At 63.9% G+C, this 23,228-nt stretch carries 19 protein-coding genes; 14 read left to right on the plus strand and 5 right to left on the minus strand.

From position 1 onward, the window contains the following. The first annotated feature begins 78 nt into the window (after window positions 1–78). From B5D62_RS19365 to acdA, 4 genes are read left to right on the plus strand one after another with little or no spacing between them, the layout of a single operon-like run. Entirely contained in the window at window positions 79–1,164 is a 1,086-nt protein-coding gene (locus tag B5D62_RS19365; protein WP_085935734.1) for a transglutaminase-like domain-containing protein, read from the plus strand. Between the two features lie 17 nt (window positions 1,165–1,181). Next, window positions 1,182–2,732 (plus strand): adenylate/guanylate cyclase domain-containing protein, encoded by a 1,551-nt coding sequence (locus B5D62_RS19370; RefSeq protein ID WP_085935578.1) that lies wholly within the window; start codon window positions 1,182–1,184, stop codon window positions 2,730–2,732. Beyond that, window positions 2,729–4,246 (plus strand): adenylate/guanylate cyclase domain-containing protein, encoded by a 1,518-nt coding sequence (locus B5D62_RS19375; RefSeq protein ID WP_085935579.1) that lies wholly within the window; start codon window positions 2,729–2,731, stop codon window positions 4,244–4,246. Before B5D62_RS19370 ends, B5D62_RS19375 begins: the two co-directional genes overlap by 4 nt. Continuing rightward, window positions 4,243–5,448: a 3-sulfinopropanoyl-CoA desulfinase gene (gene acdA / locus B5D62_RS19380; protein WP_085935580.1), complete on the plus strand. Its 1,206-nt coding sequence runs from the start codon at window positions 4,243–4,245 to the stop codon at window positions 5,446–5,448. Before B5D62_RS19375 ends, acdA begins: the two co-directional genes overlap by 4 nt. Before the next feature lie 71 nt (window positions 5,449–5,519). Here acdA and katG read toward each other — a convergent pair whose 3' ends face one another. The 5 genes from katG to B5D62_RS19405 all read right to left on the minus strand — a co-directional run bounded on the left by katG (window position 5,520) and on the right by B5D62_RS19405 (window position 11,519). Further along, window positions 5,520–7,697 (minus strand): catalase/peroxidase HPI, encoded by a 2,178-nt coding sequence (gene katG / locus B5D62_RS19385; protein WP_085935581.1) that lies wholly within the window; start codon window positions 7,695–7,697, stop codon window positions 5,520–5,522. Window positions 7,698–7,988: 291 nt separating this feature from the next. Beyond that, window positions 7,989–8,705: a hypothetical protein gene (locus B5D62_RS32965; RefSeq protein ID WP_139373972.1), complete on the minus strand. Its 717-nt coding sequence runs from the start codon at window positions 8,703–8,705 to the stop codon at window positions 7,989–7,991. Next, the gene (locus B5D62_RS19395; RefSeq protein ID WP_085935583.1) at window positions 8,702–10,591 is read right to left on the minus strand and encodes a putative toxin; all 1,890 of its coding nucleotides are present in this window, start codon (window positions 10,589–10,591) and stop codon (window positions 8,702–8,704) included. Before B5D62_RS19395 ends, B5D62_RS32965 begins: the two co-directional genes overlap by 4 nt. 72 nt (window positions 10,592–10,663) lie before the next feature. Beyond that, window positions 10,664–11,077, minus strand: coding sequence for an Rrf2 family transcriptional regulator (locus B5D62_RS19400; protein ID WP_085935584.1), 414 nt, complete (start codon window positions 11,075–11,077; stop codon window positions 10,664–10,666). 22 nt (window positions 11,078–11,099) lie between these two features. After that, a complete protein-coding gene (locus B5D62_RS19405) occupies window positions 11,100–11,519 on the minus strand; it encodes a GNAT family N-acetyltransferase (protein ID WP_085935585.1) in 420 nt (139 codons plus the stop codon). Window positions 11,520–11,601: 82 nt separating this feature from the next. On the opposite strand from B5D62_RS19405, the gene boxC reads away from it, so the two are divergent. The 10 genes from boxC to B5D62_RS19455 all read left to right on the plus strand — a co-directional run bounded on the left by boxC (window position 11,602) and on the right by B5D62_RS19455 (window position 23,194). After that, on the plus strand, window positions 11,602–13,278 hold the full coding sequence (gene boxC, locus B5D62_RS19410; RefSeq protein WP_085935586.1) for a 2,3-epoxybenzoyl-CoA dihydrolase: 1,677 nt from the start codon (window positions 11,602–11,604) through the stop codon (window positions 13,276–13,278). 38 nt (window positions 13,279–13,316) lie between these two features. Next, window positions 13,317–14,735 (plus strand): benzoyl-CoA 2,3-epoxidase subunit BoxB, encoded by a 1,419-nt coding sequence (gene boxB / locus B5D62_RS19415; protein ID WP_231714871.1) that lies wholly within the window; start codon window positions 13,317–13,319, stop codon window positions 14,733–14,735. A gap of 89 nt (window positions 14,736–14,824) precedes the next feature. Continuing rightward, window positions 14,825–16,378 carry a benzoate-CoA ligase family protein gene (locus B5D62_RS19420; RefSeq protein WP_085935587.1) on the plus strand — a complete coding sequence of 518 codons (1,554 nt, stop codon included), beginning with the start codon at window positions 14,825–14,827 and terminating at the stop codon, window positions 16,376–16,378. A gap of 111 nt (window positions 16,379–16,489) precedes the next feature. After that, window positions 16,490–17,632, plus strand: coding sequence for an ABC transporter substrate-binding protein (locus B5D62_RS19425; protein ID WP_139373987.1), 1,143 nt, complete (start codon window positions 16,490–16,492; stop codon window positions 17,630–17,632). A 113-nt stretch (window positions 17,633–17,745) separates the two neighbouring features. After that, window positions 17,746–18,657, plus strand: coding sequence for a branched-chain amino acid ABC transporter permease (locus B5D62_RS19430; RefSeq protein ID WP_085935589.1), 912 nt, complete (start codon window positions 17,746–17,748; stop codon window positions 18,655–18,657). Window positions 18,658–18,662: 5 nt separating this feature from the next. After that, window positions 18,663–19,643, plus strand: coding sequence for a branched-chain amino acid ABC transporter permease (locus B5D62_RS19435; RefSeq protein WP_218191157.1), 981 nt, complete (start codon window positions 18,663–18,665; stop codon window positions 19,641–19,643). Continuing rightward, the gene (locus tag B5D62_RS19440) at window positions 19,636–20,388 is read left to right on the plus strand and encodes an ABC transporter ATP-binding protein (protein WP_085935590.1); all 753 of its coding nucleotides are present in this window, start codon (window positions 19,636–19,638) and stop codon (window positions 20,386–20,388) included. The genes B5D62_RS19435 and B5D62_RS19440 overlap by 8 nt, the downstream gene beginning before the upstream one ends. Next, window positions 20,388–21,089, plus strand: a complete 702-nt coding sequence (locus B5D62_RS19445) for an ABC transporter ATP-binding protein (RefSeq protein ID WP_085935591.1) — start codon at window positions 20,388–20,390, stop codon at window positions 21,087–21,089. The genes B5D62_RS19440 and B5D62_RS19445 overlap by 1 nt, the downstream gene beginning before the upstream one ends. Window positions 21,090–21,105: 16 nt before the next feature. Further along, window positions 21,106–22,188 carry a polyamine ABC transporter substrate-binding protein gene (locus tag B5D62_RS19450; protein WP_085935592.1) on the plus strand — a complete coding sequence of 361 codons (1,083 nt, stop codon included), beginning with the start codon at window positions 21,106–21,108 and terminating at the stop codon, window positions 22,186–22,188. Then, window positions 22,130–23,194, plus strand: a complete 1,065-nt coding sequence (locus B5D62_RS19455; RefSeq protein WP_085935593.1) for an ABC transporter ATP-binding protein — start codon at window positions 22,130–22,132, stop codon at window positions 23,192–23,194. Before B5D62_RS19450 ends, B5D62_RS19455 begins: the two co-directional genes overlap by 59 nt. Window positions 23,195–23,228 lie beyond the last annotated feature (34 nt).

Consider the following 23,228-nt stretch of genomic DNA (forward strand, 5'->3'; position numbering starts at 1 on the left):
TCCGATCCGGGACAGTTCGGATTATCCGTCGACGGACCATCCGCCTCCCGGCGTCTCAGCTTGGAGGAACGAGGGATGATGAATAGACGCAGGCTGTTGTCCGCTGGACTTGCTGTCGCAACCGTCGGCATCGCCCCACGCCTGGCAAGGGGCGATGGCAACTTTTCACCCGTTCCGGCTGGATGGCGCACGGTCTCGCTGACGACCCGCGTCGAACCGACCTTCGCCAACAAGGCCTGGATCCCGCTGCCGACCTTCGTCGCATCGGAATGGCAGCGGCCGGGCAGTGTCACCTGGACCGGCAACGCGACGATGGCGGAGCGCGTGAAGGATGCGAAGTACGGAGCGGAGATGCTGCGCGTCGAATGGGCGACCGATGTCCAGGCGCCCGCGCTCGAGGTGACGACGACCGTCCAGACGCGCGACCGTGCTGTCGTCCCGGGCAAAGGAACCGCAGCGGCCCTCGACGACAAGGAACGCGCCATCAACCTAGAGGCCACGGCCCTCCTTCCGGTCGACGGCATCGTCAAGGAAACGGCCGAAGGCATCGTCCGCGGCAAGACGACGGACGTCGACAAGGCCCGCGCGCTGTACGAATGGGTCGTCGAGAACACCTTCCGCAATCCCAAGACGCGGGGCTGCGGCATCGGCGACGTGAGCTGGATGATCAAGACCGGTAACCTGAACGGCAAATGCGCTGACCTGAACGCACTTTACGTCGCCATGGCCCGCTCGGTCGGCTTGCCCGCCCGCGATGTCTACGGCATCCGCGTCCTGCCATCGCAGTTCGGCTACAAATCTCTTGGCACCGCGTCCGACATCGTCACCAAGGCGCAGCACTGCCGGGCCGAGGTCTGGCTTGCTGGTAGCGGTTGGACACCAGTCGATCCCGCCGACGTACGCAAGGTCGTACTCGAGGAGCCGCCGACCAATCTCGCCTTGCTGGACCCCAAGGTCGCGGCGGCGCGTCGCGCCTTGTTCGGGGCCTGGGAAGGCAACTGGGTCGCCTTCAACGTCGCCCACGATGTCTCCCTGCCCGGGAGCCAGCAGGCGGCGCTCCCCTTCCTCATGTACCCGCAGGCTGAAGACAAATCCGGCCTGGTCGATCCGCTCGACCCGGAGGCCTTCCAATATAAGATTACAGCGCATGAACTGACGACCTGAGCGGCATCCCGAGGCCGGTGTCGCAGGTCGTTCCGTTCCGACGCGATCCGCTCTATACAATCGACATGGTCGCGTCGTCCCGCGCGGTGCCGGCGTTGTCGGCCAACAATATCGTCGCCCGCTATTACCTCGCGATGGGCGTGCCTTTCGCCATCGATGTGGCGACATCCGCGGTCTATGTGGCGATCAACGGTCAGCCATTGGCTCTTCCGCCCATGGCAGCCGTGTCGGCGCTTTTCCTGGTCCTGGGGCTCGGCTCGGCGGCGTGGCTGCTGTTCAGACCGGTACACCGCTACATTGACGGCGAGATCCCTTATTCGGCTGTCGAGCGCCGGTTGGCAAACCTTCCGCGATCCTGCGCGGCGCTCGTGGCGCTCTTCGACGCGCCGCTGATGGCGTTTCATATGCTCTCGGCCCGAGCTGGTATCACCTTCGGTGCGACCTTCGAGATTCAGGCCTGGACCGACACCATAACGTCCTTCGTGGTCGAGACGTCGTTCAACGTCGTCCTGACCTATTTCATCGTCAGCACCTATCTCGACCGTCTGTGCGAGTTCCTGTTCGAGACCCGGGGCGTGAACATCACGACCTTTCGCGGCACCTTCCGGCGCAAGGTCGGCGTCGCCATCCTGTTCGTGTCGTTCGCCGCCATGACGCTGCTGGCCGGCGATATCGCCAGCTACAGCGGCAATCGCCTCCTGCGCGAGGCCGCGGTCGATGTTTCTGCCTCGGTGATGGGCGTCATCATCATCTACTACTGGATCTCCCAGGCCCTGACCCGGCCGATCACTCGGCTCGACGATGGCATGCGCCATATCGCCGAGGGCGATCTCGCGGTCCGGCTGCCGGTGACATCGGATGACGAGATCGGACGAGCCACCAGCGGCTTCAACCTGATGGCGGAAGGCCTTACGGAACGCCAATACCTGCGTGATGTCTTCGGCAAGTACGTGAACGAAAGGGTTGCGTCCGAAATCCTGGCCGACCAGGAGCGCCACGGCCGCGTTGCCGATACGCTGGCCGAAGCGACATTGATGTTCACGGATATCGAGGGCTTCACCGCCCTGTCCGAGATGCTGTCGCCGCACGAAGTCGCCCGCATTCTCAACACTTATTACGCGACGGTCGTCCCGGTGATTCAGCACCGCGGCGGCGTGGTCAACAACTGCATCGGCGACGGCCTGTTCGCGAGCTTCAACCTGCCGCTTCCGCAGGAAGATCATGCTGCGGCTGCCATCCAAGCCGCCCTCGAGGTCCAGCGCGCCCTCGCAACCGTCGCCTTTCCCGCCAACATGCGCATCCGTACCCGTATCGGCATCAACACCGGTCCGGTAATCGGCGTCACGATCGGGACGGCGGATTGGCTGAGCTACACGTTGCTGGGTGATGCGGTGAACATCGCTTCTCGGGTCGAACAGCTCAACAAGCACTTCCATACTTCGATCCTGGTGACCGAGAATACCATCCGGGCCGTCGGCAATCGCTTTGCCTATACCTGCCTGGGCGAGACCGACGTGCGCGGACACAGAGGCAATGTCATCGTGTACAGCATCGACCCACAGGCATGACCGCCTCGGCTGCCCCAGCCACGGCGGCCGAAATTGGCGTCATCCGCCGACGGTATTTCTGGATGGCGCTCTCGGTCGCCGGGCTCGACATCCTGGTTGCCATCATCTTCATCGTCGTACACGACGCCTGGGTCGCCGCCCCCTCCTCGCTGGCGGCGAGCTTGTTGGTGATGGGCGGCCTCCAGTATCTGCTCTGCCGGCGGCTGTTTGCACCGATCCAGCGTTACCTGGACGGCGAGCAAAGCTTCGACGAGACGCAACGTCGTCTGACGCAGCTCCCTCTGCTGACGGCTCGCAATGTCGCGATCCTCGAGTTCGTTCTCACGGCTTACCGGCAGGCGATCGGCTATCTTCCGAGCGCGGCTGCGCTCGGCATTCTGCCTCCGACCATCGCTGATCTCATCGTCGTCACGATCGTTCTGCCGATCTTCTACTTCACCTACACTTACTTCGTCGTCAGCGACTACCTGGCCCAGCTCTGTACCTTCATCTCGCGCCACTATGGGCGGACGCTCGAACTGTTCTTCGGCAGCTATCCGCTCAAGCTCTTGGTCGCGCTGATGGCGATCTCGCTGGCGCCACTCAGTGCCATCATCGTCGATCTGTTCTCCTATACGGGAGATCGGCTGCAGAGGGAGATCACCAACGATGTCGGCGTCGCCGTGCTGGGAATCGCGATCACGGCCTACTTCATCATCCGCACCTTGTTGCGGCCGCTCGGCATCCTCTCCAACGCGATGACCAAGGTCGCCGGTGGCGATCTCGACATCCGCGTCCCTGTCACCTCGAACGACGAAATCGGCGAGCTGACCCGCCAGTTCAACGCCATGGTCGAGGGGTTGCGTGAGCGGGAACGCATCCGCGAAACCTTTGGCCGCTATGTCGACGAAAATGTCGCCGCCACCATTCTGCGCCGCCAAGGCGACGGCCAGCGGTCCGCGGAGATGGCCGAGGCGACGATCCTGTTCACCGACATCGCCGGCTTCACGACGATTGCCGAGCATCTGGACCCACCTGATCTCGTCGCCGCGCTCAACGCCTATCTCGAGACTGTTCTGGCGCCGATTCGCGACCATGGCGGCATCGTCAACACCTTCATCGGCGATGGACTTTTTGCTTCCTTCAACATGCCTCTGGCCTGCCATGACCATCCCGCGGCCGCGGTGCGCGCGGCCATCGACATCCAGCGGGCCGTCTCCTCTCGCCGTTTCGGCGATCACCAGGTCGCCTTCCCGACCCGGATCGGAATCAGCACCGGCGCCGTCATCGGTGGCGATGTCGGCGCTGGCAAACGCCTCAGCTTCACGCTGCTGGGCGATACGGTGAATCTCGCTGCCCGCCTCGAGGAGTTGAACAAGGAATACGGCACGCGCATCCTCGTGTCCGAGCGCACCTGCCAGGCCTGCGGCGAAGGCTTCACCTTCACGCCTCTGGGCACGGTTGCCGTGCGTGGCCGAAGCGATCCGGCCAACATCTACAGCATTGATCCCTGCCATCAGGAAAGCCTGCCATGAACGTTTCTGGATTGTCTGCCGACCAGCTGAAGCTCCAGGCCCGCGCCCGCGAACTGGCGGCTGGGCCGGTCTCGCAGCGGGCCGCGGAGGTCGACCGCACCGAGCAATATCCCTGGGATAATGTCGAGCTGCTGAAGGATGCCAAGCTGATCGGCATGACGATCCCCACGCAGTATGGCGGCCAAGGCAAGGGCTGGCTCGAGGCGGTCCTGGCGATCGAAGCGCTGTCGGCGTCCTGCGCCGTTACCGGCCGCATCGCCGTCGAGACCAACATGGGCGCCATCAGCGCCGTTATGGCCTACGGCTCGGAAGAGCAGAAGAAGCTCGCCGCCGACATGGTGCTGGCCGGCGACAAGCCGGCGATCTGCATCACCGAGCCTGGAGCCGGCTCCGATGCCAACGGCATGACCACGCGCGCCGACAAGAAGGGCAACCGCTATGTCCTCAATGGCCGCAAGCACTGGATCACGGGCGGTGGCGTCTCGCGCCTGCACCTGATCTTCGCCAAGGTCTACGACGAAAAGGGAGAGTTCGAAGGCATCGGCGGCTTCCTCGCCATCCGCGACGAGACCAAGGGCCTCAAGATCACCAAACGCGAGCCGACCATGGGCCTGCGCGGCATTCCCGAGGCGGTGATCGACTTCGAGGACATGGACGTGCCGCCCTCCGCGCTCGTGATCCCGCCGCGCGGCCTCAGGAAGGGCTTTGCCGACCTGATGAACGCCTACAACAGCCAGCGCGTCGGCGCGGCGACGGTGGCGCTCGGCATCGCAGAGGGCGCCTATCAGCTCGCCCTCGACTGGTCGGAGAAGCGGGAGCAGTTCGGCCGGCCCATCAACGAGTTCCAGGGTCTGCAATGGAAGCTCGCCGACATGTCGATCAAGCTCGCCGCCGCCCAGGCCCTGGTCTACAAGGCCGCCCGCTCTGGCGAAGGCGGCTTCCCGGACATGCTGATGGCGGCGCAGGCGAAGGTCTTCACGTCGGAGAACGCCATCCAGGTGGTGAACGACGCGCTGCAGGTTTTCGGAGCGCGCGGCTACAGTCGCGAACTGCCGCTTGAACGCATGGCCCGCGACGTGCGCATGTTCACCATTGGCGGCGGCACCGCCGAGGTCCTGCGCAACGTCGTGGCCGGCGCCCTGCTCAAGAAGAAGTTGCCCCAGACGCGCGACGGCTGGAGCAAGGACGGTTCGATCCGATGATGTCTTATACCCGACCTATGCTGCGATGATCGCAGCATAGGTCGGTGATCTTCCCTGATCGCTGTGAAGGATCAGGCGAGGTCGAAGCGGTCGAGGTCCATCACCTTGGTCCAGGCCGCCACGAAGTCCTTCACGAACTTCTCCGACGAGTCGGTGCAGGCATAGACCTCGGCCAGGGCACGCAGTTGGGAATGCGAACCGAAGATCAGGTCGACGCGCGTGGCAATCCATTTGACCTGCTTCGTCTTGCGGTCTGTTCCCTCATAGACGCCGTCGGAGCCGGCGGACGGCCGCCATTCCGTGCCCATATCGAGCAGGTTGACAAAGAAGTCGTTCGTCAGCGTCTCCGGCCGCGCAGTGAAGACGCCATGCTCGGATTTGCCAATGTTCGCGCCGAGAACGCGCAGCCCGCCGACGAGCACCGTCATCTCGGGGGCCGTCAGCGTGAGCAATTGAGCCCGGTCGACCAGCAGTTCCTCAGGCGATACACGCTGCTTTCCGCGCTGATAGTTGCGGAAGCCGTCGGCAATCGGTTCGAGCGGCGCAAACGAATGAACGTCGGTCTGCTCCTGTGAGGCATCCATCCGTCCCGGCGTGAACGGCACCGTGACTTGGTGTCCGGCCGCCTTGGCGGCCTTCTCGATCGCCGCACCGCCAGCGAGAACGATCAGGTCGGCCAGCGAAACCTTCTTGCCATCCGCCTGCGAAGCGTTGAATTCCTTCTGGATCGCTTCGAGCTTCTGGAGAACCGCCGCGAGCTGCGCCGGCTGGTTGACCTCCCAATCCTTCTGCGGCGCGAGCCGGATGCGCGCGCCGTTCGCGCCGCCGCGCTTGTCGGAGCCGCGGAACGTCGATGCCGATGCCCAGGCCGTCGAAACGAACTGGGAAACCGACAGCCCCGAAGCAAGGACCTTCGCCTTCAACGTGGCGATGTCGGCTTCATCGATCAGTGGATGATTCACCGCCGGGATCGGGTCCTGCCACGGCAGCTCCTCCTTCGGGACGAGCGGGCCGAGATAGCGCACGATCGGACCCATGTCGCGGTGCGTAAGCTTGAACCATGCGCGGGCAAACGCGTCGGCGAACTGGTCCGGATTCTCGTAGAAGCGCCGAGAGATCTTTTCGTAGACGGGATCGATACGCAGGGCGAGGTCGGTGGTCAGCATCGACGGCGCGTGGCGCTTCGACGGATCGTGCGCGTCCGGCACCGAGCCGGCCCCGCCGCCATGTTTCGGCGTCCATTGATGCGCGCCGGCCGGGCTCTTGGTGAGTTCCCACTCGTAGCCGAACAGGTTCCAGAAGAAGTTTGTGCTCCACTTCGTCGGCGTCGAGGTCCAGGTGACCTCAAGACCGCTGGTGATCGCATCGGCGCCCTTGCCCGTTCCGTATCGGCTCTTCCAGCCCAGGCCCTGGTCCTCGATGGCAGCTCCCTCGGGTTCCGGCCCGACCAGGGCGGCATCCCCGGCGCCGTGGGTCTTGCCGAAGGTATGGCCGCCAGCAATCAACGCGACCGTCTCCTCGTCGTCCATCGCCATGCGCCCGAAGGTCTCGCGAATATCGCGCGCCGCGGCAAGCGGGTCCGGCTTGCCGTTCGGACCTTCCGGATTGACGTAGATCAGCCCCATCTGCACCGCGCCAAGCGGGTTCTCCAGATCGCGATCGCCGCTATAACGTTCGTCCGCCAGCCACTTGCCCTCGGGGCCCCAGTAGATGTCCTCATCGGGCTCCCAGCTATCGATCCGGCCACCGCCGAACCCGAACGTCTTGAAGCCCATGGACTCCAGCGCAACGTTGCCGGTGAGGATCAGCAGGTCCGCCCAGGAAATCTTGCGCCCGTATTTCTGCTTGATCGGCCACAGCAGCCGGCGCGCCTTGTCGAGATTGGCATTGTCGGGCCAGCTGTTGATGGGCGCGAAACGTTGCTGGCCGCGCCCCGCGCCACCCCGGCCATCGCCGATCCGGTAAGTGCCGGCGCTGTGCCACGCCATCCGAATGAACAGCGGGCCATAGTGGCCGAAATCGGCCGGCCACCACTCCTGCGACTCCGTCATCAAGGCGCGGAGGTCCTCGATCACGGCATTCAGATCGAGACTCTTGAATTCCTTGGCGTAATCGAACGCCTCCCCCATCGGATTGGACAGGCTGGAATGCTGATGAAGAACATGGAGGTTCAGCTGGTTCGGCCACCAGTCCCGATTGCCGTAAACCCGCTTCCCGCCCGCGAACGGGCATTTGCTTTCTTCTGTCATGGCCACTCCGATCGTCTTCAATAGCTTGAATATAGTTTAGATTAATTCTAATCAAGGGGCGGCGGACTTTTTCGAGCCTCTCCCGCCTAAGCGCGCGGCACGGAAAAATGCGCGTTACGGAGCTGCTGAATAAGCCGCCCGACCAGAGAGATTTATCACGATTCCGTGGACTTGTGCTTACGGACTGGCAGAGACGCCACGTCGCGGTTGACGTGGCCGCTCAAGAATATGTTGCCCTAGACGCACGGGGGATGGAGCCCGACCGATCACAAAGCAGTATGTTGCCAACCGTCAGTCCCAGGGCCGAAGTTCTTGGCTGCGTTCCTGGAAGTCGACACCGGGCGTCAAGTTGGCCTGAACCTTCTTGAGATCGAAGAACCCCGGCACCGACCGTAAGACATCATCGATGGCCTTACTGGAGCGCCAGTCCTCGGGATGGTCATAGAATCGGAACAGATGGATGCCGCCCCCCAGATCGACATGTTCGAGCGCGATGTTCTCCAACACGCTGATCGGCACCCCATGCTTCTCGAGAAGCTGCTCCGAAACCAGCGTCAACCAGTAGAGCCCCGGGACGTACCGATCGATATTGCGCCCGTAGTAACCGGACATGACGCCGCTCTTCACTTCCATGCGAAGATAGTGCCGGTGCATTTCCTCTTCGTCGGCGCAGCAGTACCCGAAGATTGGCCCTGCCGCTGCCATGTGTGTCAGATAATCACGAGCCAAGGCTGAAGGAATGCGACGAGCCGAGCAGTCGATGGGCAAGTGAGCGTTTGGATTGAAATTGTAAGTCCCCTGTGGCGCAACAAGGTAGAAGCTACGCCCGCCCAGCATCGTGTTCTGGAATTCAGACGGATCCCCAATGGGTTTACGACGATCTCTTTCGCCCACACGGTGATGAGTGGGTCCCATGTCGCCAGGAAGAGACAAGAATGCAGCAAGAACCTCAGCTCGCGCAGCCGCCGGGAAAACGAGTCTGGATACAATGGTCGATTTCTTCGTCATAAGGGCAGCTCCGCTTCACTTACCTCACGCACTATGAAATTCGCTCGCACTTCCGCGCTAACCCGTGCGCCTTTCCTTACGTACAACACAGCCGTCAATCCCAACCTCTTCGCGGCTTTAGCCTGTATACACAATTGCCGGGTCATGGTGACATAGGCACGATCCTTGATCTCGATGAGTTCTGTGTCCGTTAGGGCATCCGGGATCGAGCTTCCCTCATCTGTAGTCACCTTTATGGTATTCTTATTAAGTCCAAGCATCTTCAGAACACGAGCCTCAAAATTTCGCCCTCGATGTCCGTAGATACGCAAGATTGCCGACTTCAGCGCGTTCCTTACTTTGACCAGGGCTTCCTCTATCAGCGACGGCTCCTTGATTTCCGGACTGCCCGATACCTCTGGATGGGAGGGGTCGAGTTGTTTCAGTTTCCCCCGGCTGGCGGACAACTTTTCTGCAGGAGTCTGAGGTTTCGAGACTGGAGGCTTGGCCCCCTCGGACAGGATTGGAGGAATAGTCTTGGGCGCCGGCGTGGGCGTCTCAGATGGCTTCACCGCGGAAGAAGGCGGGCGATACGGCGCGAGAGGTTGGGGGATCTCGTGCGGCCGGATGTGTGTCTCATCGAGATCATGAAGCACCCGCCGCCCGAACTTCCCGGTCTCTTTGTCTATTTCCTTCTTTACCTCTTCCGTCTCATCTTCCTCATGCTTGTCCGAGACCGGGATGATCCGAGGCCGGGTCCTCCCGAGGACATTCGCTCCACCTTCGGCATTCCGCTTCAGGATGTCCCTGACCGCCTGTTGTCGCTCGGGATCGAGTTCCGCCCATATGGCCGGCGGAGGAAGCGCGGTTTGCGGAAGCCCGTCTTCGCCCCGCTTGCTGAGCCAATCGTCCAGCGCCGAACCGCGTTTGCCTTCGGCTTCCGCTCCGCCAACTCTGAGCTTGCCGAACAGCACATCGAGGAGATGCTGGATCGTCGCACGCAGTTCCGGGTCGTGGCCCCAATCCGCGTCGCTACGGGCGCTCGCTTCCTCGTGCGCATCGTCGATGTCCGCCGGCGTTTGGGGTGCATAGGCGATCGGCGCAATTGCCTCGACATACTCACGGGCAATCTCGTGCTCGTGCGCAACGCCAATCAACGTCGACAGGGCGGACCGATCGGCCGCTGCCAACCTGTCCTTGCCGCGCTCGTACAAAGCAATCGCGGGCTTAAGCTCCATCTTACCGAGCGCGGCCTCGATCGCTTGGCGCCAGATCGAGGAACGCGCGCGCCCTACCGTCGAAATCGCTTCGTCGGAGCTTTCGAGCCATCCCGAGGCCCGCACCTTCTCCTGGGCAGCGCTCTGGCTTGCACGGTCATAGGCTTCAACGGCACCAGGATCGCCATAGTCAAGAGCGGCCTGCCGGCCAAGCTGGTCGAGACGCGCGGCAGCGGTCGCCGCCCTCCACTCGCGCGTCTGCTGTCCAACATGATCGGAGACAGTCGCATGCTCGACGAGCCGGTGATCGGCCAACGCCTGCGAGAGCAGTTCTCGTTGTGTGGCATTCGCGGCCTGACTGAGAACGTCCTCTCTTGCCGCGTCCAACCTGGCGATCGTTGCATCGGCACCCAGAAGAGCATCCCTGCCCCTCGTGCTCAGGTATGCGTCAGGCCCGGTGGCAAGTATCTCGCGCTGGCGTTCGAGGAACTGGTTCTGCAGTTCCGAGGCGCGTGTCGCATTTGCGATTGCGATCTCTCGCTGAAAGTCTGGGCCGAGTCCTTCTCCCGGTTGTAGCCGATCGAAGGCTTTTCTGGCGCCGTAGGCCTCGTCGGGAATATTGAAGTCCTGTGGCCTGGACGGTGGCGCAGTATCCTCAGGAGGAAGCGGGGAAATGAGATAGCGTGACATGCGGACAAGTTACGACCGCAGACTCTCAATCACCGATTATGGTCCTTACCGAACCGATCGGTTCACCGGCCCCTACAGTCCGCGCAGGAACGAAGCGTTGCTCTTGAGCAGCGTCTCGAGGCTGATGGAGCGCAATGTCGCTTCGGCGATCTCGTCGATCTCGATCAGCACACGCTGCAGGGCGGCGCCGATATCGGTGTCTTCGCCGGGTTCCTTGGCGCGCTGGCCGGGCGCCGGCTCGAACAGGGCGACGACATCCATCAAGGTGGTGCGGCGACGATTGCCGGTGAAGCGATAGCCGCCCGCGGCGCCGCGGTCGCCACGCACGAGGCCGGCGACGCTCAAGGTCCGCAGCACCTTGGCGAGGTGATGGCTGGAGACGCCGAAGCGGTCGGCAAGCTCCATGACCGACAAAGTGCGCTCGGGATCGCGTGCCAGTTCAAGCACCGCATAGAGGCCGAGGCGCGTCGCCGTCTGCAGCTTCACGCGGCGCTCCAGAAGACGCGCCTCACGACACGTCCATGTCGAGCTGCAGCGACGGACCGGCCACCATGCCCTGAGCGCGGAAGAAGGAGAGGATCAGATGGTCCTTCCGATCCACCAGCGTGCGCACGCGGGTCACCCCCTTCTCCTTGAAACGCGCCACCAGCGCCTCGAACAGCCGGCTCCCGACGCCGTGCAGGCGCAGGCCGGGTGCGATCTGGATGGCGAACACCCAGCCGGCCGCCGGCTGGCCGAATTCCCACGCGCGGATCTCGCCGGCGATGAAGCCGGCCAGCGCGCCCCGCTCCGTCTCGGCGACAAGGAAATGGCGGTCAGGGGCCAGCATATCCCGCCAGTAGTCCGGCTTGGTCGAGCCCGTGATGCGGCTGTCCAGCGCCGAAATGGCCGGAAGATCAAGAGCTTGCGCGGGACGGATCGAAATCATCTGAACGTGAATAAGATGCGCTTGCGGCCGGCAAAGTAAATAAGTATTTCAGTACCGAATTACGCAATTCACGGGAAACGCCATGGCCGCAGAGTCCGCATCCGCCGCGCCGATCGATTTCAGGACGTCCCCCGACCGCTACCGGCACTGGAAGCTCGCCCTCGAGAACGGCGTCGCCTACCTGACGATGGACGTGAACGAAGAAGCGGGACTCAAGCCCGGCTACAAGCTCAAGCTCAATTCGTACGATCTGGGCGTCGACATCGAACTGGCCGACGCCGTGCAGCGCCTGCGCTTCGAGCATCCGGAAATCGGCGCGGTCGTGATCCGCAGCCAGCGCGACCGCATCTTCTGCTCGGGCGCCAACATCAACATGCTTGGCCTCTCGACCCACGACCACAAGGTGAACTTCTGCAAGTTCACCAACGAGACGCGGCTGGCAATCGAGGATGCGACCGAGCATTCGCGCCAGAGCTACATCTGCTCCATCAACGGTATCGCCGCCGGCGGCGGTTACGAGCTGGCGCTGGCCTGCGACAAGATCCTGCTCGCCGACGACGGCTCCAGCGCCGTCTCGCTACCAGAACTTCCGCTGCTGGCCGTGCTGCCGGGTACCGGCGGCCTTACCCGTTTGGTCGACAAGCGCCTGGTGCGCCGCGACCATGCCGACTTCTTCTGCACCACCGCGGAAGGCGTCCGCGGCAAGCGCGCCCAGCAGTGGCGCTTGGTCGACAGGCTGATCGCACCCAGCAAGCTTGCGGAGGAGACGAAGAAGATCGCCGAAGAGATCGCCGCCGGGTCGGATCGCCCCAAGAACGCCAAGGGCATCGCGCTGCCGATGATCGAGCGCACGATCGAGGGCGATACGATCCGCTATCCGCATCTCAGCGTGGAGATCGACCGCGAGCGGCGCGCCGCTCATTTCCGGATCGGTGGACCGACCTCTCCTGCTCCCGCCGACGCGGCGGCCATCCACGCCGAAGGCGCCGCCTTCTGGCCGCTGGCGCTCGCCCGCGCGTTGGACGATGCGATGATGCATCTGCGCCTCAACGAGACCGAGATCGGCACCTGGGTCCTGCACAGCCAGGGCGATCCCGCCGCCGTCGAGGCCTATGATGCGCTGCTTGCCCGCGAGGGCTCAAACTGGCTGGTGCGCGAGATCGTGCTCTACTGGAAGCGCACCCTGAAGCGCCTCGATGTCAGCTCGCGCAGCCTGATCGCGCTGGTCGAACCGGGCTCGTGCTTCGCCGGGACACTGTTCGAACTCGTGCTGGCGGCCGACCGTTCCTACATGCTCGATGGCGTGTTCGAAGGCTCGAACCTGCCCGAAGCCGAGGTCAAGCTCACTGCGATGAACTTCGGGCCCTATCCCATGGGCAATGGCCTGACGCGTCTGGCGACGCGCTTCCTGGCCGAGCCGGAGCATGTCGAGGTTCTGAAGAAGGACATCGGCCAGTCGATCGATGCCGGCAAGGCGGACGATCTCGGTCTCGTCACCTTTACGCCCGACGACATCGATTGGGACGACGAGGTGCGCCTTGCTGTCGAGGAACGCGCAGGCTTCTCGCCCGACGGTCTGATCGGCATGGAGGCCAACCTGCGCTTTGCCGGCCCCGAGACGATGGAGACCAAGATCTTCGCCCGTCTCTCGGCGTGGCAGAACTGGATCTTCCAGAGACCCAACGCGACCGGCCCGGAGGGCGCGTTGAAGCTTTACGGCACGGGCAAGCAGAGCAAGTACGACCGCAAGCGCGCCTGAAACGGCACACGGCAAGCGCCAGGCACAAGGAGGAAATCATGGCCATCGACTACAGCCAGCGCATTCCCAACAACGTCGACCTCGCCAGCGACCGCCGCCTGCAGCGCGCGCTCGAGAACTGGCAGCCGGGCTTCCTCGACTGGTGGAAGGAACTGGGGCCCGACGGATCCACTGACTTCGACGTCTATCTGCGCACCGCCATCTCGACCGACGCCAACGGCTGGGCCAACTTCGGCTATGTGAAGATGCCGGAGTATCGTTGGGGCATCTTTCTCGCCGAGCGCGATCCCGAGCGGCAGATCGCCTTCGGCGACAACAAAGGGCAACCCGCCTGGCAGGAGGTCCCCGGCGAGTTGCGCTCCACACTGCGCCGCCTGATCGTGACGCAGGGCGACACCGAGCCGGCCAGTGTCGAGCAGCAGCGCCTGCTCGGCAAGACGGCGCCGTCGCTGTACGACCTGCGCAACCTGTTCCAGGTCAATGTCGAGGAAGGCCGGCACCTGTGGGCGATGGTCTATCTGCTGCACGCATACTTCGGCCGCGACGGCCGCGAGGAAGCCGAGGCGATGCTGGAGCGCCACTCCGGCGATCCCGACAAGCCGCGCATCCTTGGCGCCTTCAACGAGAAGACGCCGGACTGGCTGTCCTTCTTCATGTTCACCTACTTCACCGACCGCGATGGCAAATATCAGCTCGCCTCGTTGGCCGAGTCCGGCTTCGATCCGCTGGCGCGCTCCTGCCGCTTCATGCTGACCGAAGAAGCGCACCACATGTTCGTGGGCGAGACTGGCGTCGGCCGCATCATCCAGCGCACCTGCGAGTTGATGAAGGAACACAAGACCGACGATGTCCGCTCGCTCGGTGCCATCGATCTGCGCACGATCCAGAAGTATCTCAACTTCCACTTCTCGGTGTCGCTGGACCTGTTCGGGCAGGAAACCTCGACCAACGCTGCTAACTACTACAGCCAGGGGCTGAAGGGTCGCTTCCTCGAGACGCGCATCGAGGACGATCACGTCCTGACCGATGCAGCCTACGAGATCGAGACCGCCGAGGGTGGCGGCATCGTGCGCAAGCCCGTACCGGCCCTGTCGGCCCTCAACGAACGGCTGCGCCAGGACTATATCGAAGATTGCGGCCGCGGCGTGCTGCGCTGGAACAAGATCCTCGAGAAGGCCGGCATCGATTTCGAGATGAAGCTGCCCCATCGCGGCTTCCATCGGCGCATCGGCGCCTTCGCCGGCCTCAACGTCTCGCCCGACGGCAAGGTGCTGAGCGAGGCCGAGTGGAAGGCCAACGAGAGCAAGTGGCTGCCCACCGACGCGGACCGCGCCTTCGTGACCTCGCTGATGGGCGCACCCGTGACAGAGCCGGGCAAGTACGCGCACTGGATTGCGCCGCCAGCCCGCGGCATCAACGGTCAGCCGGTCGACTTCGAGTACGTACGGTTCAACTGAGCGACATCTGCATGCTCAGAGAGCCACGATGGGCGTAGCGCCCACCGTCGGTCGCCATATAGAGTCGCCTGGGGAGGACGACGCAAAGGATGATTCCGGGAATCGAATTCGGACCGGACCACAAGGTTCGCTTGCCCGAGGCGTTCAACGTGGCGGTGCCGTTCATCGACCGCCACATCGATCAAGGTCGTGGCTCGAAGCCGGCGATCCGTACGGCCCACGAGACGGTTACCTACGCCGAGCTTGCCGAGCGCGTGAACCGCGCCGGCAACGCACTGCTCGCCCTCGGAATGGCGCCCGGCGACCGCCTGCTCATGGTCGTCAAGGACTGCCCGGCCTTCTTCTATCTGTTCTGGGGCGCCATCAAGGCCGGCATCGTCCCGATCCCGCCCAACACACTCCTGCGCGCGCCCGACTACGCCTACATGATCGACGATTCGGGTTGTCGGCTCGTCGTCTATTCCCGCGAATATGCGGGAGAAATCGAGCCGGCACTGAGGCAGCTCGGAGCAAAGGCGCCGCCCGCCCTGACGGTCGACGCATTCCTGGCCGAGGTGAACAAGGCTTCTCCCAGTCTCGTGCCGCGGCTTGCGGCACCGGATGACGACTGCTTCTGGCTCTACTCCTCCGGGTCGACCGGACGCCCCAAGGGCGCCGTCCACGCTCAGCGCGATATGGTCGTCACCAGTGAGCTTTACGGTGTTCGCGTGCTGGGCGTGACGGAAGAGGATATCTGCTTCTCTGCCGCCAAGCTGTTCTTCGCCTATGGTCTCGGCAACGGCATGACCTTTCCGCTCTGGACCGGCGCGACCGCCGTGCTCGACGAACGGCGTCCGACTCCCGATTCGACTTTCGAGACGATCGAGACATTCAGCCCCACGATCTTTTACGGCGTGCCCACGCTCTATGCGGCGCAGTTGGCGGCGCTGGACGCAAAGCCGCGGCGACTGGAGAGCCTGCGCGCCTGCGTCTCGGCGGGCGAGGCCCTCCCAGCCGATATGTTCCGGCGCTGGAAGGAAAAGACAGGTACCGTCATCCTCGACGGGATCGGTTCGACCGAGGCTCTGCACATTTTCATCGGCAACCGCCTCGACGACCATCGCGCTGGCACCAGCGGTCGCCCCGTACCGGGTTACGAGGTCCGCATCCTCGACGAGAATGGCGATCCCGTGCCCAAGGGCGAAAGCGGCCGTCTGTGGATTCGCGCCGAGTCCGCTGCCAAGTATTACTGGAACAAGCCCGACAAGACGGCCGAGACCATGGTCGAGGGCTGGCTCAACACGGGCGACACCTACCGCCAAGACGACGATGGCTATTTCATCTACGAGGGCCGCAGCGACGACATGCTGAAGGTCGGCGGCATCTGGTGCTCGCCGGTGGAGATCGAGAACTGCCTCGTCGGGCACCCCGCCGTCCTCGAAGCCGCCGTCATCGGCTATGCCGACGCCGACAGCTTGATCAAGCCCAAGGCGGTCGTCGTCCTGAAGCAGTCCGGCGATGCCGGCGCGTCCCTCACCGACGAGTTGATGACCCTCTGCAAGAAGAGCCTCGCGCCGTACAAGTATCCGCGCTGGATCGAGTACGTGCCCGAATTGCCGAAGACCGCCACGGGCAAGATACAGCGCTTCAAATTGCGCGATTGAGACACGTTCCCCGTTGTTGCCGGGAGGTTTTTCCGCTTCTATGTCGCAAACAGAAACAGGGAGCGGGGCTGGATGACGGGTAAATTATTTGGGGGCGCAACTGTCGCAGCGATGCTGGCGCTCGGACTGCAGCCGGCGTTCGCACAGCAGGCTGTAAAAATCGGATTCGTCAGCACCTTCTCCGGCCCGCAGGCGGCGATTGGAGAGGATATGCGCCGTTCCGTCGATCTCGCGGTCGAGCATCTCGGCGGCAAGATGGGTGGCAAGCCGATCCAGATCATCTACGAGGATGATCAATTCAAGCCGGATGTCGGCAAGCAGCGCTCCGAGAAGCTCGTCGAGCAGGACAAGGCGAACTTCATCGCCGGCTACATCTGGTCGAACGTGCTGCTGGCCTCGCTCAAGACCGTGGCCGACGAAGGCGACACGATCATGATCTCCGCCAATGCCGGCCCGTCTCAGATCGCCGGAGAGCTCTGCAACAAGAACTTCTTCTCGACATCGTGGCAGAACGACCAAACGCCGATGGCGATGGGCGAGTACCTGAACCAGAAGGGCGTGAAGAACCTCTACCTGGTCGGGCCGAATTATGCGGCGGGCAAGGACATGCTGGCCGGCCTCAAGCGCACCTACAAAGGCAAGATCGTCGGCGAGGACTACACCAAGTGGCCTGACCAGCTCGACTTCTCGGCCGAGCTCACCAAGATCGGCGCCGCCAAGCCCGACGGCATTTTCATCTTCTATCCCGGCGCCCACGGCGTGCAGTTCGTGAAGCAATGGGCCCAGGCCGGCCTCAACAAGACCGTGCCGCTGTATCAGGTGTTCTCCATCGATGCGATCACCCTGCCGCAGCAGGGCGACCTCGCCCTGGGCACGCTGGGTGCGCAGGAGTGGGTAAACGATCTGCCCAACGACCAGAACAAGCGCTACGTCGAGGACTTCAAGAAGAAATACAACGTCTACCCGTCCTATTACGGCGCTCAGAGCTACGATGCGATCATGCTGATCGCCTCGGCGGTCGAGGCCCTCAAGGGCGACCTGTCGAACAAGGACAAGGTGCGGGCCGAAATGAAGAAGGCCAACTTCAAGTCGCTGCGCGGCGACTTCAAGTTCGGCAACAACAACTTCCCGGTCGAGAATTTCTACATCCAGGAGACGGTGAAGGATCCGCAGGGGCTGATGACGGTGAAGACCATTGCCACGGCGGTCACCGCGGCGAAGGATCCCTTTGCCGACAAGTGTCCGATGAAGTGACCGGCGACGCGAGCGATCACCGGCGGGAGCGCGGCAGGGCGCTCCCGTTTCGTTTGATGGCGTGAAAGTTGCGAATGACTGTGTCGTCTCGACAGGGCTGAAAGACCGAGGGAATGGAATATCTGATCCAGGTTCTGAACGGGCTGCAGCTCGGCCTGCTGATGTTCCTGCTTGCCGCTGGGCTGACATTGACCTTCGGCATCATGGACCTCGTCAATCTGGCGCACGGTTCGCTCTACATGATGGGTGCCTACTTCGCCTGGACCCTGATCGGTTGGACCGATTCCTTCGTGCTTGGCGCCCTGCTGGCCATACCCGCCACCTTCCTGCTGGGCGTCGTCGTCGAGGTCGTCGTCGCGCGGCGGCTCTATGCGCGGGACCATCTCGCCCAGGTGCTGGCGACCTTCGGCCTGATCCTGTTCTTCAACGAGCTGGTGCGCGCGATCTGGGGACCGGACGGCAAGAGCATCGCCGTGCCGGCCTTCCTCGACCATACGGTGGAGATCCTGCCGGGCATCCCCTACCCGGCCTACCGCTTCGCGCTGATCGTGGTCGGCACGGCGGTGGCCTTGCTGCTCGCCTGGCTGGTGGCGCGTACGCGGCTTGGCATGCTGATCCGCGCCGGCGCCTCGAACCGGCGCATGATCGGCGCGCTGGGCGTCAACATCGAGCTGCTGTTCACGCTGGTGTTCGGTCTCGGCGCGGCCTTCGCTGGCCTTGCCGGCCTGATGGCCGCACCGATCGCCTCGGTGAAGATCGGCATGGGCGACGATATCCTGATCGTCGCCTTCGTCATCATCGTGATCGGCGGCATCGGCTCGATAAAGGGTGCCTTTGTCGCTGCCCTGATGGTGGGCCAGATCGATATCGTCGGCCGCGCCTTCCTGCCCGACTTTCTCAAGACCTTTCTGGACCCCGCCAGTGCATCAGCGGCAGCGCCCGCGATCTCGCAGGTGCTGATCTATGTCGTCATGGCCGCTGTGCTGGTGTGGCGTCCGACTGGTCTGTTCGGGCAGCGGAGCTAGCTGCTTTGCAGACCTCCCTGATCGCCTCGCTGCGCACGCCGCGCGGCCTCGTCACGACGGCGCTGCTGCTCGTGCTGGCCCTGCTGCCGCTGCTCACACAGGCCCTGGACCAGCGCTATCTGCTGTTGGTCGGCACGCGCATCGTGATCTGGTCGATTGCCGCCGCGAGCCTCAACATGATCCTGGGCTATGGCGGCCTGGTGAGCTTCGGTCATGCCGCCTTTTTCGGCATCGGCGGCTATACGGTCGGCATCCTGTCGGCCAACGGCATCAACAGCGGCTGGATCCAGTGGCCGGCCGCGGTTGCGATTGCCGGCGTGTGGGCGGCACTGATCGGCGCCTTGTCGCTTCGGACACGCGGCGTCTATTTCATCATGATCACGCTCGCCTTCGCGCAGCTCGTCTACTATCTCGGCTCCGGTCTCGAAGCCTACGGCGGAGACGACGGCCTCAATATCGGTCGCAGCCGCTTCAGCGGCCTGATCGATCTGCGCGACAAGGCTTCCTTCTACTGGCTCTGCTTCGCCCTGCTACTGGCGACGCTCTGGTTCAGCAGCCGGCTGGTCAATTCACGCTTCGGCTATGTCCTGCGCGGCGCCAAGTCGAACGAGTTGCGGATGACGGCGCTGGGCTTCCCGATTTTCCGCTACCGGCTCGCCGCTTTCGCCATCGCCGGCGCCTTCGGTGCACTCGCTGGCATCCTGCTGGCCAACGAGGGCGCTTATATCTCGCCCGCCATGATGTCGTGGGTGAAGTCGGGCGACCTCATCGTCATCGTCGTGCTGGGGGGCATGGGCGCCCTGTTCGGGCCGCTCTACGGCGCCATCGGCTTCTTTGCCGTCGAGGAATTCCTCAAGCCGCTGCTCGACCTCCTGCACAAGGGATGGGGCGAATATTGGCAGATCGTGTTCGGTCCGCTCCTGGTGATGGTCGCCCTCTATGCGCAGGGCGGCATCGATTCGCTGCTGGGGCGGCGCCATGGCTGAGCCATTGCTGTCGGCGCAGGGCTTGGTGAAGCGGTTCGGCGGCCTGCTGGCCACCGACAATGTCTCGATCGAGGTCATGCCGGGCGAGATCCATGCCCTGATCGGTCCCAACGGTGCCGGCAAGACCACGTTGGTCAGCCAGCTCACGGGCAACCTGCGCCCGGACAGCGGCTCCATCCGCTTTGCCGGTCGCGACGTCACGCGCCTGCCGCTCCATGCCCGCGTCCGGCTGGGACTGGCGCGCTCGTTCCAGATCACGGCCGTGCTGCGCGACTTCACCGCGCTCGACAATGTGGCGCTCGCCGTCCAGGCCCATGATGGGCATTCGTTTCGCTTTCTGGCCGACGTGCGCGCCGACCGAAGGCTGCGCGATTCCGCCCGACGCGGTCTGGAAGCCGTCGGACTGCAGGCCCGCGCCGAGACCCTGGCCTCGGCGCTCAGCCACGGCGAACAACGGCAGCTCGAGATCGCCATGGCGCTGGCCGGGGAGCCCAGGCTTCTGCTGCTCGACGAGCCGATGGCCGGCATGGGTCCGGAGGAGTCCCAGCGTCTGGTCGGGATGCTGCGCAACCTCAAGAGCCGCTGCGGCATGCTGCTGATCGAGCACGACATGGATGCGGTCTTCGCGCTGGCCGACCGCATCACCGTCCTGGTCTATGGCCGCGCCATCGCCTCCGGGACGCCCGACCAGATCCGCGGCAACGCCCAGGTCCGCCAGGCCTATCTCGGCGAGGAAGTGGCGTGATGCTGAAGGTTCGCGATCTCACGGCTTTCTACGGCGCCAGCCAGGCCCTGTTCGGCATGGAGCTGTCCATCGAGGCCGGCGAAGTCGTAACCCTGATGGGGCGCAACGGCATGGGGAAGACCACGACCGTGCACGCGATCATGGGCCTGCTTCCCGGCCGTTCAGGCGCCATCGAGTTCGATGGCCATCGGCTCGACCTGCTGTCGTCCTTCCGCATCGCGCGGCTCGGGCTTGGCCTGGTGCCGGAGGGCCGCCAGATCTTCCCCAATCTTTCCGTCCGCGAGAACCTGGTCGCGGCCGCAGCCAATCGCGGCCGCCGCCCGCAACCCTGGACGCTCGAGCGCGTGTTCGAATTCTTCCCACGACTTGCCGAACGGCAGAGAAACGGCGGCAACCAGCTCTCCGGCGGCGAGCAGCAGATGCTGGCGATCGGCCGGGCCCTGATGACCAACCCCAAGCTCCTCATCCTGGACGAGGCCACGGAAGGCCTGGCCCCACTGATCCGTGAGGAGATCTGGTCCTGTCTGCGCCGGCTGAAGCGCGAGGGACAGTCGATCCTGGTGATCGACAAGAATGTCGGCGCCCTGCTTGGCCTGGCCGATCGCCACTACATCGTCGAAAAGGGCCGGGTTGTCTGGAGCGGACCGTCGCAGACGCTGGCGCAGGACACGACGTTGCAGCATAGATATCTTGGCGTCTGACGTTCCGGAGTTGCTGATGCGTCTCGGCTTCCTCGCCTGTCTGCTGGCCTGCCTCGCCGGCCCTGCCTTCGCCCAGGGCCAGGTGAACGTCTACAACTGGTCGGATTATATCGCCGAGGACCAGCTCAAGGTCTTCACCAAGGACACCGGCATCAAGGTCAATTACACGACCTACGATTCCAACGAGATCCTGGATGCCAAGCTGAAGACCGGCCGCTCCGGCTATGACGTCGTGGTGCCGACCGCATCGCCGTTCTTCGTGCGCCAGCTTGCGGCCAACCTTTACCTGACGCTCGACAGGGCCAAGCTCAAGAACTGGGGCAATCTCGATCCCGGTATCATGGCGCAGCTTGCCAAGTACGATCCCGGCAATGCCCACGCCATTCCCTGGATGTGGGGCACGGTCGGGATCGGTTACAACGTCGCCGAGGTCCGCCGCCGGATGCCCAACGCGCCCGTGGATTCGCTCGCCATGATCTTCGATCCGGCTGTGGTATCGCGCTTCGTCGATTGTGGGGTGATGGTGCTGGACAGCCCGACCGACGTGCTGCCGGCGGCGCTCAAGTATCTCGGCCTCGACCCCGATTCAAAGAGCTCGGAGGACCTCAAGAAAGCGGCGGAGGTCCTGAAGGCCGTGCGGCCCTATATCCGCAAGTTTCACTCCTCCGAGTACATCAATGCGCTGGCCGGCGGCGATATCTGCCTCGCCTTCGGCTTCTCGGGAGACATCCTGCAGGCCCGTGACCGCGCGGCAAAGGCCGTCGAGAAGCGCGAGATCGCCTACGCCATCCCGAGCCAGGGCGCGATGCTGTGGATCGATGTCGCCGCCATTCCCAAGGATGCGCCGCATCCCGAGGCTGCCTACCGCTTCCTCGATTTCATGCTCGATCCCAAGGTGGCGGCGGCTTCCAGCACCCTGACCGGCTATGCCAACGGCAATGCGGCGGCAACCGCCCTGCTCCCCAAGGCGATAGCGGAGAATCCCTGGATCTATCCGCCACCCGACATCCGCGCCAAGCTCTATACCGTTACCGCCGCCAATGCCGAGCAGGTGCGCGAGCGCACCCGGCTCTGGACCACCATCAAGACCGGTCGGTGAGCCGGTGTCGCCGAGCGGACCGATCGTCAAGGTAGAGGGCCTCGTCAAACGCTTCGGCGACGTGGCCGCAGTCGACGGCGTCGATCTGGAGATCGCTCGCGGCGAGCTGTTCGGGCTGCTGGGCGGGTCTGGATGCGGCAAGACGACGTTGCTGCGATTGCTGGCGGGCTTCGAAACGCCGGATGCCGGCCGCGTGCTGATCGATGGTCACGACATGACGGGCGTGCCGCCGCATGTGCGGCCCGTGAACATGATGTTCCAGTCCTACGCCCTCTTCCCGCACATGACCGTCGCCGACAATGTCGCCTACGGACTGCGCCGCGAAGGCCTGGCCCGCGCCAAGATCGCCGAGCGGGTCGCCGAGCTGCTGGCGCTGGTGAAGCTCGAGGGGCTGGACGGTCGCAGGCCGGCCCAGCTTTCCGGCGGCCAGCGGCAGCGCGTGGCACTGGCGCGCGCCCTGGTGAAGCGGCCGAAGCTGCTGCTGCTCGACGAACCGCTGGCGGCACTCGATCGCAAGCTGCGCGAGGGCACCCGCTTCGAGCTGGTGCGCCTGCAGGAGCAACTCGGCCTCACCTTCGTGATGGTGACGCACGACCAGGAAGAGGCCATGTCGATGGCGACGCGGCTGGCGGTCATGAATGCCGGCCGCATCGTGCAAACGGGAACACCACACCAGCTGTACGAGCGGCCGGTGTCGCGCTTCGTGGCCGATTTCGTCGGCGTCGCCAATATCCTCGACTTGGGAAACGGCCGGTGGCTGGCGATCCGGCCCGAGAAGATCGCGCTCTCTGTCGATCGCCCCGATCTCGCCCACGCGGTCCCAGGCGACGTGGTCGATGTCGCCTACGAAGGCGATCGCTCGCTTTACCGCGTCGCGGTCAAGGGTGGGCCGGTCATGCTGGTCTGGCGGGCAAACGTCCGCCGCGTCGAGGAGCCGTCGTTCCGTCGCGGCCAGCCCGTTTGGCTCGGCTGGGGCAACGATGCCGGGCAGGTGCTGGATGAATAGGCCGATGCCGGCGATCGACGCCGTTTGCCTTTCC

Origin of the sequence: Enhydrobacter aerosaccus (assembly GCF_900167455.1) — a bacterium.
Classification (GTDB): Bacteria; Pseudomonadota; Alphaproteobacteria; order Reyranellales; family Reyranellaceae; genus Reyranella; species Reyranella aerosaccus.

Excerpts from the sequence above, each read along its gene's own strand:
- B5D62_RS19365 (WP_085935734.1), top strand. The coding sequence starts at position 79 with ATGAATAGACGCAGGCTGTTGTCCGCTGGACTTGCTGTCGCAACCGTC.
- B5D62_RS19375 (WP_085935579.1), top strand. The coding sequence starts at position 2,729 with ATGACCGCCTCGGCTGCCCCAGCCACGGCGGCCGAAATTGGCGTCATC.
- acdA (WP_085935580.1), top strand. The coding sequence starts at position 4,243 with ATGAACGTTTCTGGATTGTCTGCCGACCAGCTGAAGCTCCAGGCCCGC.
- katG (WP_085935581.1), bottom strand. The coding sequence starts at position 7,697 with ATGACAGAAGAAAGCAAATGCCCGTTCGCGGGCGGGAAGCGGGTTTAC.
- B5D62_RS32965 (WP_139373972.1), bottom strand. The coding sequence starts at position 8,705 with ATGACGAAGAAATCGACCATTGTATCCAGACTCGTTTTCCCGGCGGCT.
- B5D62_RS19395 (WP_085935583.1), bottom strand. The coding sequence starts at position 10,591 with ATGTCACGCTATCTCATTTCCCCGCTTCCTCCTGAGGATACTGCGCCA.
- B5D62_RS19405 (WP_085935585.1), bottom strand. The coding sequence starts at position 11,519 with ATGATTTCGATCCGTCCCGCGCAAGCTCTTGATCTTCCGGCCATTTCG.
- boxC (WP_085935586.1), top strand. The coding sequence starts at position 11,602 with ATGGCCGCAGAGTCCGCATCCGCCGCGCCGATCGATTTCAGGACGTCC.
- boxB (WP_231714871.1), top strand. The coding sequence starts at position 13,317 with ATGGCCATCGACTACAGCCAGCGCATTCCCAACAACGTCGACCTCGCC.
- B5D62_RS19420 (WP_085935587.1), top strand. The coding sequence starts at position 14,825 with ATGATTCCGGGAATCGAATTCGGACCGGACCACAAGGTTCGCTTGCCC.
- B5D62_RS19425 (WP_139373987.1), top strand. The coding sequence starts at position 16,490 with ATGCTGGCGCTCGGACTGCAGCCGGCGTTCGCACAGCAGGCTGTAAAA.
- B5D62_RS19430 (WP_085935589.1), top strand. The coding sequence starts at position 17,746 with ATGGAATATCTGATCCAGGTTCTGAACGGGCTGCAGCTCGGCCTGCTG.
- B5D62_RS19440 (WP_085935590.1), top strand. The coding sequence starts at position 19,636 with ATGGCTGAGCCATTGCTGTCGGCGCAGGGCTTGGTGAAGCGGTTCGGC.
- B5D62_RS19445 (WP_085935591.1), top strand. The coding sequence starts at position 20,388 with ATGCTGAAGGTTCGCGATCTCACGGCTTTCTACGGCGCCAGCCAGGCC.
- B5D62_RS19450 (WP_085935592.1), top strand. The coding sequence starts at position 21,106 with ATGCGTCTCGGCTTCCTCGCCTGTCTGCTGGCCTGCCTCGCCGGCCCT.
- B5D62_RS19455 (WP_085935593.1), top strand. The coding sequence starts at position 22,130 with ATGCCGAGCAGGTGCGCGAGCGCACCCGGCTCTGGACCACCATCAAGA.